The organism is Peribacillus tepidiphilus, from assembly GCF_009466385.1.
Classification (GTDB): domain Bacteria; phylum Bacillota; class Bacilli; order Bacillales; family DSM-1321; genus Bacillus_BN; species Bacillus_BN tepidiphilus.
In genome coordinates, this window is the sequence record NZ_WIAQ01000013.1 from 28,789 (window position 1) to 47,149 (window position 18,361).

General features: G+C 36.7%; 17 protein-coding genes. 9 read left to right on the forward strand and 8 right to left on the reverse strand.

Annotation, left to right across the window (positions count from 1 at the left end; translation table 11 throughout):
• Nucleotides 1–16: 16 nt before the first annotated feature.
• Nucleotides 17–793: a 3-hydroxybutyrate dehydrogenase gene (locus GD441_RS09000; RefSeq protein ID WP_153125889.1), complete on the forward strand. Its 777-nt coding sequence runs from the start codon at nucleotides 17–19 to the stop codon at nucleotides 791–793.
• A 559-nt stretch (nucleotides 794–1,352) separates the two neighbouring features.
• The gene (locus tag GD441_RS09005) at nucleotides 1,353–1,985 is read left to right on the forward strand and encodes a nitrous oxide reductase accessory protein NosL (protein WP_191992133.1); all 633 of its coding nucleotides are present in this window, start codon (nucleotides 1,353–1,355) and stop codon (nucleotides 1,983–1,985) included.
• A gap of 197 nt (nucleotides 1,986–2,182) precedes the next feature.
• Here the strand turns inward: GD441_RS09005 and GD441_RS09010 are convergent, their stop codons facing one another.
• Genes GD441_RS09010 through nosD form a run of 4 tightly spaced genes read right to left on the reverse strand, consistent with a single transcriptional unit; the run spans nucleotide 2,183 to nucleotide 5,538 of the window.
• A complete protein-coding gene (locus GD441_RS09010) occupies nucleotides 2,183–2,902 on the reverse strand; it encodes an ABC transporter ATP-binding protein (protein WP_153125893.1) in 720 nt (239 codons plus the stop codon).
• A complete protein-coding gene (locus GD441_RS09015) occupies nucleotides 2,895–3,719 on the reverse strand; it encodes an ABC transporter permease (RefSeq protein WP_153125895.1) in 825 nt (274 codons plus the stop codon). Before GD441_RS09015 ends, GD441_RS09010 begins: the two co-directional genes overlap by 8 nt.
• A complete protein-coding gene (locus GD441_RS09020; RefSeq protein ID WP_153125897.1) occupies nucleotides 3,716–4,177 on the reverse strand; it encodes a nitrous oxide reductase accessory protein NosL in 462 nt (153 codons plus the stop codon). Before GD441_RS09020 ends, GD441_RS09015 begins: the two co-directional genes overlap by 4 nt.
• Nucleotides 4,174–5,538, reverse strand: coding sequence for a nitrous oxide reductase family maturation protein NosD (gene nosD, locus GD441_RS09025; RefSeq protein WP_191992134.1), 1,365 nt, complete (start codon nucleotides 5,536–5,538; stop codon nucleotides 4,174–4,176). The genes GD441_RS09020 and nosD overlap by 4 nt, the downstream gene beginning before the upstream one ends.
• 417 nt (nucleotides 5,539–5,955) lie before the next feature.
• On the opposite strand from nosD, the gene GD441_RS09030 reads away from it, so the two are divergent.
• Nucleotides 5,956–7,488, forward strand: a complete 1,533-nt coding sequence (locus GD441_RS09030) for an N-acetylmuramoyl-L-alanine amidase family protein (RefSeq protein ID WP_153125901.1) — start codon at nucleotides 5,956–5,958, stop codon at nucleotides 7,486–7,488.
• Between the two features lie 213 nt (nucleotides 7,489–7,701).
• Here the strand turns inward: GD441_RS09030 and GD441_RS09035 are convergent, their stop codons facing one another.
• The gene (locus tag GD441_RS09035; protein WP_153125904.1) at nucleotides 7,702–9,228 is read right to left on the reverse strand and encodes a solute symporter family protein; all 1,527 of its coding nucleotides are present in this window, start codon (nucleotides 9,226–9,228) and stop codon (nucleotides 7,702–7,704) included.
• Nucleotides 9,225–9,554, reverse strand: a complete 330-nt coding sequence (locus tag GD441_RS09040) for a DUF485 domain-containing protein (RefSeq protein WP_153125906.1) — start codon at nucleotides 9,552–9,554, stop codon at nucleotides 9,225–9,227. The genes GD441_RS09035 and GD441_RS09040 overlap by 4 nt, the downstream gene beginning before the upstream one ends.
• 651 nt (nucleotides 9,555–10,205) lie before the next feature.
• Here GD441_RS09040 and GD441_RS09045 point away from each other — a divergent pair.
• On the forward strand, nucleotides 10,206–11,381 hold the full coding sequence (locus GD441_RS09045) for an FtsW/RodA/SpoVE family cell cycle protein (protein ID WP_153125908.1): 1,176 nt from the start codon (nucleotides 10,206–10,208) through the stop codon (nucleotides 11,379–11,381).
• A gap of 489 nt (nucleotides 11,382–11,870) precedes the next feature.
• On the opposite strand, the gene GD441_RS09050 is transcribed toward GD441_RS09045, so the two are convergent.
• Nucleotides 11,871–12,839: an ABC transporter substrate-binding protein gene (locus tag GD441_RS09050; RefSeq protein ID WP_153125911.1), complete on the reverse strand. Its 969-nt coding sequence runs from the start codon at nucleotides 12,837–12,839 to the stop codon at nucleotides 11,871–11,873.
• 191 nt (nucleotides 12,840–13,030) lie between these two features.
• Between GD441_RS09050 and GD441_RS09055 the strand changes: the two genes are divergently transcribed.
• From GD441_RS09055 to GD441_RS09075, 5 genes are all read left to right on the forward strand, one after another.
• Complete coding sequence (locus GD441_RS09055; RefSeq protein ID WP_153125913.1) at nucleotides 13,031–14,035, forward strand: FecCD family ABC transporter permease; 1,005 nt, start codon at nucleotides 13,031–13,033, stop codon at nucleotides 14,033–14,035.
• A 2-nt stretch (nucleotides 14,036–14,037) separates the two neighbouring features.
• Nucleotides 14,038–15,090, forward strand: a complete 1,053-nt coding sequence (locus GD441_RS09060) for a FecCD family ABC transporter permease (RefSeq protein WP_153125942.1) — start codon at nucleotides 14,038–14,040, stop codon at nucleotides 15,088–15,090.
• An 18-nt stretch (nucleotides 15,091–15,108) separates the two neighbouring features.
• Nucleotides 15,109–15,933 (forward strand): ABC transporter ATP-binding protein, encoded by an 825-nt coding sequence (locus tag GD441_RS09065; RefSeq protein WP_153125915.1) that lies wholly within the window; start codon nucleotides 15,109–15,111, stop codon nucleotides 15,931–15,933.
• Between the two features lie 71 nt (nucleotides 15,934–16,004).
• Nucleotides 16,005–16,766 carry a (2Fe-2S)-binding protein gene (locus tag GD441_RS09070; RefSeq protein WP_191992135.1) on the forward strand — a complete coding sequence of 254 codons (762 nt, stop codon included), beginning with the start codon at nucleotides 16,005–16,007 and terminating at the stop codon, nucleotides 16,764–16,766.
• 374 nt (nucleotides 16,767–17,140) lie between these two features.
• Nucleotides 17,141–18,058, forward strand: a complete 918-nt coding sequence (locus GD441_RS09075; protein ID WP_153125919.1) for a proline dehydrogenase family protein — start codon at nucleotides 17,141–17,143, stop codon at nucleotides 18,056–18,058.
• A gap of 78 nt (nucleotides 18,059–18,136) precedes the next feature.
• Here the strand turns inward: GD441_RS09075 and GD441_RS09080 are convergent, their stop codons facing one another.
• Nucleotides 18,137–18,268, reverse strand: a complete 132-nt coding sequence (locus GD441_RS09080; RefSeq protein WP_153125921.1) for a YuzL family protein — start codon at nucleotides 18,266–18,268, stop codon at nucleotides 18,137–18,139.
• Nucleotides 18,269–18,361: the final 93 nt, after the last annotated feature.

Consider the following 18,361-nt stretch of genomic DNA (forward strand, 5'->3'; position numbering starts at 1 on the left):
AGGTGTTGGAAACAAAATGGTTAGAGGTCAAACGGTATTTATAACAGGAGCTGCACGTGGAATCGGATTTGAAATGGCTAGAGCCTTTGGGGAGCAGGGAGCAAGAGTTGTTTTGACTGATGTACACCAAGAGGCAGTAGAAGAAGCTGCGGAAAAGCTAAAGGAAGCAGGCTTTCATGCCATTGGTTTACAGATGGATGTAACAAGTGAGGAAGGCGTACAAAAAGCGATAAATGAAACGGTTAGACAATTTGGGAGACTGGATGTTCTGATCAACAATGCAGGATTGCAGCATGTTTCATTTATAGAGGATTTTCCAACAGAAACATTTGAAAGACTCGTTAAAATTATGCTTGTTGCTCCGTTCATCGCGATGAAGCATGCACTTCCCATTATGAAGAAACAAAACTTCGGAAGAATCATCAATATGGCTTCTATAAACGGACTGATCGGATTTGCTGGTAAATCTGCCTATAACAGTGCCAAGCACGGGGTGATTGGACTTACAAAAGTAGCGGCTCTGGAAACTGCTAACTATAACATAACCGTAAATGCCATTTGTCCGGGTTACGTAGATACGACACTTGTGCGTAATCAGCTTGTGGACTTGTCTGCGACAAGAAATGTGCCTCTTGAACAAGTTTTAGAAGAAGTCATCTATCCGCTCGTTCCACAAAAAAGGTTATTGTCAGTAGAAGAAATATCCAACTATGCTTTATTCCTCGCCGACGAAAAATCGAAAGGCATTACGGGTCAAGCGGTTGTGATTGATGGAGGGTATACGATCCAATAGAAAAGATATGGCTATTACGAAAAGCACCTTAGTAGTTCAGTTTTGAAGTAGAATTTTATTATAAGACAACAAATTCTCGTACTAAATGGCAGTGAATTTGGAACCAAATTAGCAAATATTTTAGCCCATAAATTCTCTAATGGTTTTTACTTTAATTGTGCAAATTTAAAATCACACGAAGAAACACACGGCATATAGGAAATGCCGTGTGTTTCTTTATAGATGTAGCAAGGTTTTCTATACTTTTACGAACCTTTCACATATGAATTTACAGTATCAATCTAAAGTATGTATAGAAAGAATTTATTTATTAGTCGCTATTAATCTATTATAGATTACCCGCCATCAATCCACATAAAAATAAATAGGATCCCCCATCATTATTTGCATCTGGTTTTTCGATTAGAGATATCCACAAAAAATCAGATAGATGCTATATAAACCTTTACGATTTTGTGAAAAGTTTCCAATACTAGAAAACTTCTTACATTTTCCATACTTCTATCACAGGTACCGCTTACAATGTCAAAGTAATGATCATTAAATGGGGGTTGGGAAAATGAGGAAATTATTATTTTTAATGGTTTTAGGCAGTTTGTTCATACTCGGAGCATGTGGTACCACTGAAAAAAGCACAGAGAAGCCAACGGAGTCAAAGTCACAAGCAGAACAAAAGACTGAAAATCAAGTAGAGAAAACAACAGCTGCTAAGCCAATGGAGCCGACAGAGCATGATACTTGTGCATTTTGCAACATGAAGGTTTATGGCAGCGAGCATGACATGGGTGTCTTTACCGCACAAGCGATCGATGCAAATGGTAAGAATGTGTTCTTTGATGATTCTGGATGCCTATTAAACGCAGAAAGAAAAAATGGGGAAAAGTATAGGATTAAATGGGTAAGAGACGATCAAACAAAGAAATGGATCGATGCAAACACAGCTGTTCTTGTAAAAGCTAACATTCAAACACCTATGAAATATGGGTATGCATTTTTCAAGGATGAAGCGAGTGCAGATCAGTTTATTAAGGAAAATAGTGTAGTAAACGCAGTTAAATCCTCATGGCAGGAGTTAGATGAAGAAGCAAACAAACGTTATATGAAAAAAATGAAAATGCAGCAAAATGGAAAAGAGAATTCAGAATCTCATATGGAATCTGATCACAACAAAGACGACGGACATGGTCATTAAGGTTATAATAGGGCTGTCTCAAAAGCCCTTTTAAATGAAGAAAACCCATGAGAAAGTAAATGTTCTCATGGGCTTTTACATTTCTTATGTTTTCTTCCTTTACAAACTTATACTAAATCTAAAAGTATCCAGAAGTTACAAGGTTAGGAAGTATGTACCCAATTAGTCTATATTAATAGATCATGGACATATAAAATTTACAAAATGGAATTCTTAAAAAATACATCCTCCAAAGATGCACCTTCGCTTCCATTGTTTACGATCTCATTGATTGTACCGGAAGCTACTACTTTTCCTTCATTTAAAAATACTGCTTCATCTGCAAGTTCTTCTACTATGGATAAAATATGGGTGGAAAACAAGATCGTTTTGCCTTTTTGTTTCTCTTCTTTTAACAAATTTTTAAACACAAATACCCAATAAGGATCGAGTCCATTCGTAGGTTCATCCAAAATAATGAAAGGAGTATCACTCATAAGAGCTTGGGCAAGAGAAAGTCTTTGCTGCATTCCTTTTGAGTAGTGTTTAACCTGCTTATGAAGGGCTTCTGTAAGCCCGATTTTCTCAATCCAAGTGATGACTCGATTTTCCGACAACCCTCGTAGCTTAGCAAAAAATTTTAGAACTTCATAGCCTGTCAGCTGAGGATGAAAAAGCATTCGGTCAGGCATATAGGAAAACATCGTTTTGTACGCAATAGATTTTGTGTTTACAGTTTGGCCGTTCATCATGAGCTCTCCTTCTGTAGGAGAGAGTATACCCGTTATGATTTTGATCAGGGTGCTTTTCCCCGCCCCATTGCCGCCGCATAATGCCAGGATTTTTCCTTGAGGTATAAAAAAGCTAACATGATCAAGCGATTTTTTATCCTGAAAGCACTTCGTTAAGTTGCGAGCTTCAAAAAATGGACTATTCATTGGCAACTCTCCTTTGTATGACAAGAAGGCTTACTAGTAGTGGCAGTACGATCCAAAGCATTGCAGATAAAATAAATAAGAATTGCCCGACTATGTTCTTTGCCCATATTGTTAAGTCATAAAGGCTTGGTCCAAAAACAGCCTCGCCTTTTAGCAGCAAAATACTCCAAACTCTTATAAGTTCAACTGGATTTAGCAAAATAGATAGGCTAAAAACAGGAAGAATCCATGCTTTATGAACAAGCATAGTAAGTCCCATTACGATAAATTCATAGAACAGAACAAATAATGCCCAAGACATTAATGTCATTCCTAACGCTTGAAATCTGGATTTTGATAGAAAGCCAACTAATACAGATATTGATAAAAAAATAAATCCTAGTAAAATAGATAAAAAATAAAACGTGAATAAGAAAGCTAGTGATCCATCTGGCTGAAAGAAATACATAAACCATGCAGATATACCATATCCAGCTGATAACACGGTCCAAAGCGCCAAACATAAACCAAGAAATTTCCCTAGGATGACTTTGTGGACGGACACAGGATAGGTTAAAAGCAAAAGAAGTCCTTGATCCTCCTTTTCTCCTGAAATGAATAAACTGCCCATTAGTAAGGAGACAAGAGGAATTAAAAATAAATTTAAGTTTAATAAGCTTGCAGATGTACGATTAAATCCAGAATTTCCGGCAGAAAAGCTGTCCCCGAAAGACACGATGACAATGGCGAGAATGGTAAACAGTAGCCCAAAGCTATAGATCCATTTACTTCGAATTAACAGAATAAATTGCTGTCTTGCAATTTCTACTAGTTTCATTTGCTCCAGCTCCAAGTATGCGTTTTAAGTTTTTCAAAATCGTATATTTCTCCTTTACCTTGTTCTTTTATAAAGCTTTTCGCTGATTCTTTGGTCGAGAAGGATACGATTCCATTGGCCATAGGCGTCCAAATGTCCGGATCATAGACATGATAAGCATCTTTCAGTTCTACCCAATCCCCACTATTAAAATCCCTTACATATTGCTTAGCAATTTGATTTTTTTCTATGGATTCGTTCTTTTCAACGAATTCAATCATGCAGCCAACATCATCAAATTTATATACCTCGCCATCCTTACTGATTAATTGTGTTGCAAAATGAACTTCCGTGATACTCATGTTGCAAACCTCACACACATCAATTTCCGGATTAATTTCCTGAGGCTCATAAGAAACGTTTTTTGAACAGCCCATCAACAGTATTGGAACAAGTAATATGATAAAAAAATTCTTCATTTTGTTTGATTCCTCCCAAAGACCATAATGAATAGCAATGATTTCATAAGTAATAGGCAACCTGTTAAAAAGAACCAGAGATTTTTTGTATTGTCGCGATTTTGCTCCCTACTCCAAATTTGAAAAGGGATTGTAGCGGGTTTTTCGTCAAAAACAAGAGAGCTGCTTAGTGATGGAAACATAGATTCTGCTTTGGTTAACAGCTTAATGGCAGGGCTTTCGAAATAAAACTGCCAATAGGGATACTTCCTTACTAATCGATCATATAAGGTTCCTGCTTTATACGGTGTTTCTCCCGTTCCATCTCCATTTAAATCAAGAGAAGAATCATCATCCCAGTAATTGCCGATTTCACCATTATCAAGTCTTACGATTCCGTTTGAAATTTTGGAAGACACGATGTTTCCGACAAAATTATTTTCGGTAAACTCGTTTTGTCCATTTGCTCCCTTTAGTTCTAGACCAACCTGATTGCTGCTGATCAGATTTCCGTTCGTTTTAACATTTGTAACGGATTCAAGAGCAAGACCTGTGCTATTGTGAAGAATTCTATTTTGTTTTACTAGAATATTTGACGAGTCATATAGAAGAGCGCCGTAGCCTCGAAAATGAAAATGATGGTTCATTTCATTATGTATGAAAGAGAGATCTCGGGAATCCATAACCATTAATCCATTAATATTATGGGACATGATATTGCTGACGGCTTGAATATTTTTACTAAACATAAAGTGCAGAGCATAACGAGAATCAGTCATTTGATTTTTTTCTACTTTAATATCTTCAGACTTGTCAAAATAGACTCCATCCTGCACGCTGTGAATGTGGTTCGAAAAAACATCCACTTTACTGCATTCTTGAAGGTGAATCCCGTTTCCCCTTTTTGAAAAGTGTTCATCTAATCCAGTCAGTCGATTATTCAATATTTTTATATGGGAGCTGCTCTCACAATATATTCCATAAAAAATATTGCTTAAACTAACATTTTGAATCGTAATATTTGAACTGCTGATTACATGGATTCCTGCATTTTTGTTCTTCTTCCCACTATTACGGATATGGATTCCATCAATCGTAACATCAGAGGCTTGTATCTTAAGCACATCTTCTCTTAAACCTCCATCCAGAACTGCCCCCTTCTTTCCCTTTAAAGTAAGAGGTTTAGTAATCTTCAAATTTTCTTTAAAAACTCCCTTTGGAAGTGTAATTACACTGAAAGGTGGGGCAGAGTTAATAACGCTTTGCAAAGAATCTTCGTTTTTTACTTCAATAATCCTACTTGCACTTGCTTTTGTTTGTCCTAATGAAAAATAAGCGAGTAGGCAAATCATCGTGACAAGCCATTTAAGAATTGTTCTCATTTCATCCATCCCTGCCTTCATCCGAAGTTCAATCAATATAGCATAATAGTGTGAAAATTCTTTGAACTTCCTGTGCATTCTTAATGAAACATACAGGATAAGCTATTTAAAGAAAATTTTAGTTTGTAAATTATAGGAGTATTGAGATTGTAACTGGAAAATATTTGTCGTAAATATTCGGTTATTATAGTAGAATGTTATCAAACTATGAAAAAACGACAAAAATATGCATATTATACTAGTATAATTCTACTTTATTCGATTTATTTCTATCTTTTTTACATAAATTTCATGTTATTTACGTATTTTTAAGTCTTTTTACCCTAACAATTGTCATCAAAAAGAAGTATTATTTTCACATATGAAGGGTTAATGTTCCTGTGTTGCCTATTTAATGAGAAAAAGAGGTGAGTTATAGTGGGTCTAAAGTCTATTAAACTTATCATCGCTCTTATGATGATTTTCACATTACTTCAATCCCATCCTTTTTCTGTAGATGCAGTTAGTACTCAATCAGCAACTGTACAAGCAGATATTCTAAATGTACGCTCGGCACCGAATGTAAAAGCTAGTATAGTGGGAAAATTAAAGCGGAATGCGAAGGTAGAAATCCTATCTCAACAAAATAACTGGTCTCAAATCAGTTTTGGGAAAAATAAAGGCTGGGCTTCTTCTCAATATTTAAAAAAGCAGAATCTTTACGGATACATAACAGCTACTTCCTTAAATATTAGGAGCGATGCTTCAGATAAAAGCAAAAAAATCGGTAGTGTTTCAAAGGGAACAAAGGTTGCCATCCTGAAAACAAAAGGGTCCTGGTATTACATACAAACAGATAAGAAGGTAAATGGTTGGATTTCCGCAAAATTCGTTTCACTTTCAGCATCCAAACAAGAGGAGAACAAGACAGCTACACCAAGTAAGGAATCGCAGAATACCAATACATCTAAAAATGTAAATGGGAAAGAATTTTATGTAAAAGCCACTTCGTTAAATGTAAGATCAGAACCTTCGATGTCCGGCAAAATCATAGGTAAACTTCTGTCGAACGATATAGTGAAAGCTTTGGAGGTGAAGGGGAGCTGGACAAAAATTCAAAAAGGCAGCTTGCAAGGATGGGCTGCAAGCCAATATTTATCCTCGGAAAAAATGGGTACGGAAGAAGAAAGTGAAAAGCCGTCTCCGGAACCAATCCAGACAGAGGAATCTATTAAACTTGTGAAAGACGCAAATATTCGGACAGGCCCTGATACTACTTATCCTGTTGTTATTATGGGAAAAGCAGGGACTGTATATAAAAAAGTGGGCTCAAATAATAATTGGTTTGAAATTCTATTGGAAAATGGAACGAAAGCTTGGGTAGCAGGGTGGCTTACAGCTCCTGTTACTAATTCCACACCATCTTTAGGTGGCTTAAAGGGGAAAACGATCGTCCTTGATGCTGGGCACGGAGGAAGAGACCCCGGCGCATTAGGTAAGTTCAACATGGAAAAGGATTTAACTTTGATGACCACCTTAAAGGTAGCTTCACTTTTAAAAAATGCAGGGGCGAAAGTTATTTTAACTAGAAGTGATGATACGTATTTATCTCTTCAAGCTCGTGTCAATGTGAGTCATTCAAACAATGCGGATGCGTTTATTAGTTTTCACTACAATGCTGGCACAAACAAGAGTTCTGGAATTATAACATTCTACTATAAGGAATCTAAAGAAAAAGCATTGGCCGATTACATTCAAAAAGGAATCATCTCGAATACGGGCATGAAAGACCTCGGAACTCGATTCGGCAATTTTCATGTGATAAGGGAAAATAAGAAGCCGGCCGTTTTAATTGAGCTAGGATTCATTTCGAATCCTGACGAAGAAAAGCGTGTAGCTGAGCAAGATTATCAAAATAAGGCTGCAAAAGGGATTTTTGAAGGAATTCAACAATTTTTTGTAAAGAAATAATTTAGATTGACCGACAAATCTAGCTATTTAATGAAATGAGAGGTTTTTTGCAGATTCTTTTTCCTTCTCTCTATAAGATTACTAAAATCGATAGACTTACTAGATAAGGGAACAAATAAAGTTACCCCAATTTAACATTTGCTTGAAGTTTGTTTTCACGAAAGAAGGGACTGCTTGAGTTTGCAGTCCCTTCTTTTATGATTATTGACCTAATCAAAAACCTGTGTTGGATTTAACAAGCACTTCTTCATATTTTTTCACATCTGCTTTTTGACTAGAGAAGATGGATCCTAGGTATCCTGCTAAAAAGCCAAGTGGAATAGATACAATTCCCGGTGTTGTATAAGGGAATATTGGATCACCAACAAAGATGGCTTTACCAACTTCCGGACTAAAGACGTTAGGACTTATTAATACCAATCCTATGGCTGAAATTAGTCCAACCACCATTGCCCAAATAGCACCCGTTGTATTGAAACGCTTCCAATAGATGGTGTAAATAATTACCGGTAAGTTAGCGCTTGCTGCTACAGCAAATGCTAGTGAAACAAGGAAGGCAACGTTTAGAGTTTGTGCACCTAATGCAATAATAATAGAAATTACTGAAACCCCGATTGCTGCCCAGCGTGCCATGTTGACCTGTTGCTTTTCTGTCGCTTTTCCTTTACGAAGAATCTCATTATAGAAATCATGTGAAAATGCTGAAGCAGCGGTTAAAACGAGTCCTGCTACTACTGCTAGAATGGTAGCGAAAGCAACTGCCGAAACAAACGCAAAGAGCATATTTCCGCCTAAAGCTTTTGCCAGAAGTGGAGCAGCCATGTTACCAGCAGGGTTAGCTGCTACAATCACTTCATTTCCCACAAAGGCTGCAGCGCCAAAACCAAGGAAGATGGTCATGACATAAAATGCTCCGATAATCCATGTTGCATATACAACGGAAGAACGGGCCGTTTTTGCATCCTTTACAGTAAAGAAGCGTACTAGAATGTGCGGAAGTCCAGCTGTTCCAAGCACTAATCCCATATTTAATGAAATCGTGTCCAAACCAACTTTGTACTTAACTCCCGGATTTAAAAATGCTTCTTTTAATGGTGTGGCTTCTTTCATTTGTGCAAACATATCCATTATACTGAAATTAAATTTAGCGAAAACGATTATAGAGATTAAAAATGTTCCGCCCATTAAGAGGACCGCTTTTATGATTTGTACCCAGCTAGTAGCATGCATTCCTCCAAAAATAACGTACACGGTCATTAAAACTCCAACAATTAACACCGAAGTAGTGTATTCCAAACCTAGTAATAATTTAATGAGGGCTCCTGCGCCAACAAGCTGAGCAATCATATAAAAAATAGAAATCGTTACAGTGTTCAAAGCTGCTACACCACGGATTTTCTTAGCTTCAAAACGTGCTGCTATCATGTCCGCAAACGTATATTTTCCAAGATTTCTTAACGGTTCAGCCACAAGATAGAGGACGACAAGATATGCAACTAGAAATCCAATACTGTAAAAGAACCCATCAAAACCAGTCAAGGCTACAGCTCCGGCAATTCCAAGGAATGAGGCGGCAGACATGTAGTCCCCTGCTATGGCAAGACCATTTTGCCAGCCAGTAAGTCCTCCACCTGCTGTATAGAATTCACTCGCGTTATTTGTCTTTTTTGAAGCATAGTATGTAACGATTAACGTTAAAAAGACGATGCCCAAAAACATAATAAATGCAGCAGTATTCATTGTATTCTACTCCTTTCTTTTATGACCTTTTCAGCTAACTCATCAAATTTAGCTGCTTTTTTAGAGTAGAGCATACACAAACCCCAGGTCATAATAAATTGCATAAATGCAAAAACCCAAGCCCATGTAATACTGCCGACAAAAGGATGATTTAACACTGTTGTATAAGAAGTTAAAATTGGCAAAGCAAAATAGAAACAAAAAAAGAATATAGTGACTGGAATAATGAATTTTTTCTTTTCGGAGAGTAATGTTTGAAATGCTGATGATTGAACAATAGCGGTGTAATCGCTTTCATTTTGGTTATTGAATTTTTTTTCCCCCATTTGAAAATTCCCCCTCTCGTAATGTAGAGCATTGTTCATAGAATAAACTGGTAAAAGAAATGTTTATCACTAAGATGCTTTTCCGTAATAGATAGCGACGTTGATCATCCCAAGTTGATTCAAATAACTATGATTGCGCAAAGATGTGATTTGAAATATTTTTCTGCTTACTTATATCACCCCCTTTAAAAATACAGAGTTTTCTAAATTTTTTAACTTTTTTCTTTATTATAATTAAATTTCTACTTATAAGGCAAGCTGATTATAAAAAAATGGAAGAAATAATCATAAGTGAGAATATGAAGAAAGATTTTAAATCATGCATATATATAATGAAATTAATATGAATGAATAGTTTGTAACGGCTTCATAATAAAAACTAGCATTTGGTAAAAGGGTTGATCTACTTAAGGGTCAACCCTTTCGTTTAGTTAGTATTTTGGATAATAGCTTTGAAATAATATCCAGATGGAAGTTGTGAGTTGTGATTTTATTTTGTTCAAGTATAATGATTAAGTGTAATTGGATATGAAGAAGTTTTGGCTTCTCGAATGAGGCAGCTATTTCTCAATAATATTAGGTCGCAAACCTGTTTTATTTTGCCATTTTTCACAAAGAAGGTATTTCTATTTTGTACAAGGAGAGTCAATTGTGCAGAAAGATCAATATAATTTTTCATCGAAGATTGATTACGGTCTGGCGTTCATCCTATTTTTATTGTTCATTGTAAGCTGCATTGCGATTTATAGTGCACAAACTACTGGGCAATATGGAGAAAATTTTTTGCTCAAACAACTGGTATGGTACACAGTGGGAGTTGGAATTATTCTTGGAGTCATTACCTTTGACTCTGATCAGCTGAAAAAAATCTCATGGTACGCTTATGGCTTCGGTAATGTATTATTAGCGTTATTAATAGTAGCTCCAAGTAGCATTGCTCCTGTCATAAATGGAGCAAAAAGCTGGTATAAGGTTCCCGGCTTTGGCTCATTGCAGCCTTCTGAGTTTATGAAAATTTTCTTAATACTGACTCTGGCAAATGTCATTACAAATCATCATGCTAAGCATCTCATTAAAACGATTGAGACGGATTTTTTGCTTCTCCTCAAGCTCGGATTGATCACCTTTCTTCCATTGATATTGGTGATGCAGCAGCCTGACTTAGGAACTTCACTTGTGTTAATTGCAATCCTTCTTGGGATGATTTTTATTTCAGGGATTTCCTGGAGAATTCTACTTCCTATTTTTACGGCTGGTGTTTTAATAGTTGCCACGATTTTTTATTTTGTTCTTTGGCATCCGGATATTTTAGAAAAATATTTAGGAGTCAAGCAATATCAGTTTGGTCGGATCTACTCCTGGATTGACCCTTACAATTATCAAAGCTCTACAGGTTTCCATTTAACTAGGTCACTATTGGCAATCGGATCAGGACAAACGGCTGGAAAAGGAATCGGAAATAGGGAGGTTTATCTTCCTGAAAGTCATTCTGATTTCATATTTTCTATAATTGGAGAAGAATTTGGTTTCATTGGATCGAGCATTGTCATTAGCCTATTCTTTTTATTGATTTACCATATTACAAAAATAGGAATGGAAACGAAAAATCCTTTTTATTCCTACATCTGTGTTGGTGTTATTAGTATGATTACGTTCCACGTTTTCCAAAATATCGGAATGACCATTGGAGTACTTCCGATTACTGGTATTCCGTTACCATTCATCAGCTATGGGGGAAGCTCATTACTTGGAAATATGCTTGGGATGGGAATCATCTTCAGTATAAGGTACCATTATAAAAAATACATGTTTTCGACAGACATTTAGAGGCAAACCTTCCGAGATATCGGGAGGTTGTTTTTTGGGGGCTTTTATTTTGGCTGTTTTCGCAAACTTTGTTGCTTTTTAACAAGTAGTGAGGATCGGTTGATTTCCGCTCCAGGAGGCTCACCTGTCCCGCTGCTCCCGCAGGAGTCTCGCACCTTACGCTCCAATCAACCAACTTTTTTATCAAAGGTTTTCATTCCCAGAACCTATGTAAAAACAACAATCTTTTAGAAAAGAGTCTTTATTTTTTATCAAAATGGGTTTGTGAATTGGACTTATTCAATAACTATGGCAAATGCTTCAGCTATTGGAATCCAGATAAGACTAAAGGTTTTGCCATATATACCATTTAAAGTAGCAAAAACTTTTACTAATGACTATTATTTTCCTTCTCATTGGAGAAGTGCGATTAAAAACTATCTAGAGTATGCATTAAATGTTAATGAAAAAAAGCCGGGGTTCGAATTTGCGAATCCCGGCTTGTTATGATTATTGAGCGAAGTGTTTTTCAATGTCATCCAGCATTTTGTTAGCTGCGATTACGCCACCTGCTGTGTTCCAGATTGCGTCATCTACTTTATAAACTTTTCCTGCTTTGGCTACAGAAAGGTTTTTGAATAGTGGGTCCTCAAGCCATTCTTTTTCAAGCGCAGTTGCTTCTCCAGCTCCATCTTCATATGTAAAGTAGAATAGAACATCTCCGTCCATTGCTGGAATTCTTTCTTTTGTTACATTCTTCTCAGCAAAGTCCATCACATCCTGTCCCTCAGGACGAGCAAATCCAAGTTGATCTAACACAACGCCAGAGAAAGAATCTTTGTGATAAATACGAACATCTCCAGCCATGAAACGAACGATAGAAACCTTTTGGTTCACTTTATCGCCAAGCGTTTCTTTTATTTTGTTAACGCGTTCGTCATATTGTGCAAGTACTTCTTTACCTTTTTCCTCTTTGTTCACTGCTTTGGCATACAGAGCAAAATTCTCTTTCCAATCTCCACGAAGTGTTTCGGAGAATACGGTTGGAGCGATCTCGTTTAATTGATCATAAAGTTTTTCTTGTCTCATTTTGTTTCCGATAATAAGGTCAGGCTGTAGTGCAGCGATTGCTTCTAGTGTTACTTCACTTTCTGTACCAACTACTTCTACGCCTTCCATATCTGTTTTAATATGATCGTACCAAGGTTTTCCTGTCCAGGATTGAACTGCACCTACTGGCTTAACACCGAGGGCTAGTAATGCTTCAGTACCTTCGTTTGTAAGGATGACTACCTTTTCAGGTGTTTTAGGGATTTCAGTTGTTCCCATTGCATGCTCAACTGTATAACTCTCTTCTTTTGGTTTTTCTTCTTTCTTTGGCTCTTCTTTAGTTGTTTCTTTACCACAAGCCGCTAATATGAAAGCGAATACGATCGTGAGAAGTAGAAATGAAAAGCCTTTCTTTTTTTGAATCTGCATAGTTGTACCTCCTGTTATGTAGTAATAGTGATAATCATTATCAATGATTCCATTTCTGATATTATAATGACAAAAAGAGTTTGTCAATCAATAATTGAAAATGATTTTCATGTTCATTGACTACTACATTCTAATCCATTAGACTTATAGAAGAAAAAGATATTTTGTTCTTCGGGAGAGGGAAATGCATCATGTTACTGAAAAAAACTTGGCATAAGTGGCTAGGTTTCTCGAGTTTATGTATTCTTTTATTATTTTTGCTATGTGCCAGCATAGTATATGGATATACAAATACTTCTTGGAGCATGGCTTGGGATTCTTTCTTTTATTTTGACGGATCCAATGAACACATCGTGCTTCAAACAGTTAGGCTTCCAAGAGCAGTGATTGCAGCTTCCGTAGGCGCTTGTCTAGCTGTTGCTGGTGTACTTATGCAAACATTGACAAAAAATCCGCTTGCTTCACCTGGAGTTTTCGGTATCAATGCGGGGGCAGGATTTGCAGTTGTTGTTGCGGTTACTGTTTTTCAAGTGTCGAATTTGCAGACCTATACATGGATTGCGTTTTTAGGTGCAGCTTTTGCAGCTTTTGGAGTGTATGTGGTGGGGTCCTTAGGAAGAGAAGGCTTAACTCCTATGAAACTAACATTGGCAGGTGCTGCGATGGCTGCTATGTTCTCATCTCTTACACAAGGCTTACTAGTACATAATGAATCAGCACTTGAACAAGTGCTTTTTTGGCTGGCAGGTTCGGTTCAAGGAAGAAAGTTAGAGTCACTTGTTGCAGTACTTCCATATATTGTTGTAGGACTGCTTGTTTCCTATTTGCTTTCAAGCAAATTAAATCTCCTTTCTATGGGAGATGACGTTGCAAAAGGATTGGGTTTAAAGGTTGGATTTATTAAATTACTTTCTGCTCTATGCATTATTCTATTAGCGGGAAGTGCTGTAGCTGTTTCAGGTCCAATAGGTTTTGTTGGAGTAGTGATTCCTCACATTGCAAGATCCATTGTTGGTGTTGACCATAAATGGGTTATACCTTTCAGTGCAGGATTGGGCGGAGTATTACTGGTTGCAGCTGATATTTCAGCTAGATATATAGTAATGCCTGAGGAAGTACCAGTAGGTGTTATGACGGCAGTTATCGGAACTCCCTTCTTTATTTACATTGCTAGAAAGGGGTTTAATGCAAAGTGAGTATGCAAAAATATACAAGCTTTCGAATCGGACGTAACCTGTCATTTTTAATAGATAAAAAAGCTTCCTTCGTCGTTTTCATTTTGTTGCTTATTACTGTAGGTGTCACCATTGTAAGCGCCTCGATCGGACAATTATATATCTCCCCTCTCGAAGTTGTGAAAGCATTGGCTGGGGCAGGAAATGATATGCATCAAACTGTGATCCATTCTTTCCGTTTACCAAGAATCCTTATTGCTTTACTCGTAGGGATGTCGCTAGCGGTTGCAGGTGGTATTTTGCAAGGGGTAATTAGAAACCCTCTTGCTTCACCAGATATCATAGGTCTTACAGGCGGGGCTTCAGTTGCGGTTGTAGGATTTTTGGCAATTTTTAGTGATGATAATAACTCATTAGTGGTAAGTATTAATTGGCTTCCTCTTTCAGCATTTATTGGAGCATCTGTAACAGCGATCATTGTTTATATACTGGCATGGAAAAATGGAGTGTCACCTATTAGGCTTGTTCTTGTTGGTGTAGGTATATCTGCATTGATGCAGGCAGGTACTACTATGATGATGATTATGGGTCCGATCTTTCAAGCTTCACAGGCTAATATTTGGATTACTGGTACTGTAAACGGATCGAAATGGGCGGATGTGAAGATCTTATTTCCACTTGTTATAGCCCTTTTATTCATTGTTTTGGTTCTTGCAAGAAATCTTAACGTACAAGAACTAGGAGAAGAAATTGCCGTTAGTGTAGGAAGTAAGATTCAAGCACAAAGATTCATGCTAATTGCTGCAGCTACTGCATTGACGGGAGGAGCTGTTGCATTTGCAGGAGGTATTGGATTTGTTGGATTAATGGCTCCTCATATGGCGAGGAGATTGGTAGGCAGTGCTTTTGGTGCGCTATTACCTACCTCAGCACTAATTGGAGCGCTGCTCGTTATGATTGCAGATTTAATAGGAAGAATATTATTTGCTCCGTTAGAAATTCCAGCAGGAGTTTTTACAGCCAGTATCGGAGCTCCATACTTTATCTATCTTCTTTATAAAACACGTCATTCCTAATAGAGAGGTTTTAAAAATATGGAAGCAATTTTAACAAAATCATTAACATTATCATATGGCGATCAAAATATTATTGAAGGTTTGGATTTGTACATTCCAAAGGGAGAAATTACGGTTTTTATCGGAAGTAATGGATCTGGTAAATCAACCTTGCTTAGATCGATTGCACGTCTTTTAAAACCTAAGACGGGCACTATCCTGCTTGATGGAGAAGCGATCGCAAAGCTTCCTACAAAAGAAATTGCCAAGAGGATGGCTATTCTTCCTCAATCTCCTTTGGCACCAGAAGGGCTTACTGTTTTGCAACTCGTGAAGCAGGGAAGATACCCATATCAAACTTGGTATAAGCAGTGGTCAGAAGAAGATGAAGAAAAAGTCATGTATGCACTGAAAGCAACAGGGGTCGAACATTTAAAGGATCGCCCGGTTGACTCACTTTCAGGTGGACAGCGCCAAAGAGCATGGATTGCGATGATTTTGGCACAGGATACAGATACAATTCTGTTGGATGAGCCTACTACTTATTTGGATATGACTCATCAAATTGAGATCCTAGACCTGCTTTTTGAACTAAACGAAAAAGAAAACCGTACGATTGTGATGGTGCTTCACGATTTGAATCTTGCCTGCCGCTATGCTCATAACATTGTGGCGATTAAGGATAAGAAGATTTTTGCTCAAGGTAAGCCGGAATTTGTTGTGAATTGCTCCCTTGTTAAAAACGTCTTTCAGATGGATTGCGAAGTGACAGTAGACCCGATTTTTGGAACTCCATTATGCATTCCACACGGTAAAGGAAGATGCATTTTGAAAAACAATACTGTTTTGGATGCAACCGTGTAAGGGGGTCAAGCTACTAATTCATTGGTTGACTAGGTTTTGCTTTCCTAAAATATAGAATGGGAGGCTTAGGAATGAAGCTTTCACAGCATGATATTGAAAAGCTTAAGCCATATCGTTTCTTTGATCACACTAACCCATTCGTTGTTAAAGAAACATTTGCTTCGGTTTTTAACGATGAGAGACAAGCTTTGATAGAGCTTGAAAGAATTTGTGAGGTTATGAATGCTCCTGATTTAAAAGTAGCAGCATCCATATTCATGAAGCGATATGCGTTTTTGCCTGTTATAACCTTGTACAGTATGACAATGCTTAGAAAAAAATTGAATCCTTCCATTCAAAATATTTCATTTATTGATTCATTTGAGAATGATATGTGGCTTCCGAGTATTAAATTTCAAAGCATGTCATCTATTGATATGGACACTGATTATCCTCATTTAAGGGAAAAGCTTTACAGAGAATTATTTGCTCAACATATTTATGATGTAATGGATACTCTATCTCGGGTGACGAAACTTTCTAAGTTGATTATGTGGGAAAATATTGGAATTTATCTTTTTTGGCTGTACGAAAGCTTGCTGGAAGAAAATAAAGATCCTATGATTCATCAGCTAATCACAGAAGATTTTCATTTTCTTCTTGATGATCAGAATGCAAAATTATTTGGGCCCTATAATCATAATCCATTAAAAAGGTACTTCCACGAAAAAAGGTATATTCAACCATACGACGCACATGTTCGTGTACGATCTACTTGTTGTTTTTCATATAGGCTAGATGAAAAAGAAAACAGATGTAAAACATGTCCTCAAGCTTGTAAGAAATTGAGATAATCATGATGAGAAACCGTAATACATAAGGTTTCTCTTTTTTTAAATAGACAGAAAAGTGCTCTTGCGTGAATGCTTCCTCCAACACCCAATAAACATACATTTTATTATTGCAGTACTGAGTTAAAATATAATTTCAGTTTTACCGGAAATAGCAATATTCTGGATAAATAATCAAAAATTTCAGTATTTTAAAAGGTGAAAAAATAATATAAAATTATTTTATAAAAATAATAGTTATGAATATTCAAATACAAAATAAAGTGATAAAATAAAAATGTCGAAATTTCGAACTTTTTGTTGAATGTTTATCTAATGCATTCTTTTATTAAAAAAATAATTTGTATACGTTTTCAATTTGACTGGAGGTTTATAGAATGGAACAAGCAATGAGAGATTTCTTCCTCTTTTTATCAAAAAATAAAAGTATGACAAAACTGGCAAAAAAATATGGTCTTCGTTTTGGAGCTTCTCGTTTCGTTGCAGGAGAAACGATTGATAAGGCGACAAATGTCATCAAAGAACTTAATAAGCAAGGGTTATGTGTAACGATTGATTATTTAGGTGAATTTGTTGACAACGTAGCTGAAGCTAATGAGATGGCTGATCATTCAATTGAGGCTATTAAAGCCATCGGAAGAGAAAAACTGGATTCCCAGCTTTCATTAAAAATGACAAGTATGGGGCTTGATATATCAGATGAAGCTGTTATGCGTAATATGAGAAGAATTTTGGATGCAGCAAAAGAAAACAATGTGTTCGTAACGATCGATATGGAAGATTATTCGAGATGTCAAAAAACCTTAGATATCTTCAAACAGCTTAAGTCTGAGTATGATAATGTAGGAACAGTTATCCAAGCTTATTTATATAGAACAGTAAACGATATTGAGGATCTAAATCAATATCATCCGAACCTTCGTCTTGTAAAAGGAGCTTATAAAGAATCGCCTGAAGTAGCCTTCCCAGAAAAGAAAGATGTTGACGAAAACTTTAAAAAAATTATTAAAATGCACCTATTAAATGGCAACTATACAGCGGTTGCAACTCATGACGATGCAATCATCGAATATACTAAGCAGCTTGTAAAAGAGCATAACATTCCAAACGATCAATTTGAATTTCAAATGCTCTATGGAATTCGTACAGAAAGACAGCTTGAGCTTGTGAAAGAAGGCTACAAAATGCGTGTATATGTACCGTATGGAACCGACTGGTATGGATATTTCATGCGTCGATTAGCTGAGAGACCTGCCAATGTTGCCTTTGTTCTTAAAGGAATTTTCAAAAAATAATATATATGTAATAACCCCGCTAAACCTGTATAGTTAGCGGGGATTTTTTCAGAGCTAAGCGGGCGCAATCCGCTTTTCTTATTTCTTGTATTGGTTGTTTTGGCTATTTACTTTGCCTCCGCCGTCCATTTCAACGGTAGGACCAGCATTTCCTTTTACACTGGCTGCACTCACCCCAGCTTTAGAAGGGTTTTTCTTAAACTTTGCCATATTCATCACCTCTTTCAATATCATGTCCAAAATGCAAGTAAAAATAAGATGCGAAAGATTTGTAATTTTTAGTCTATTGATTATTGCGGAATT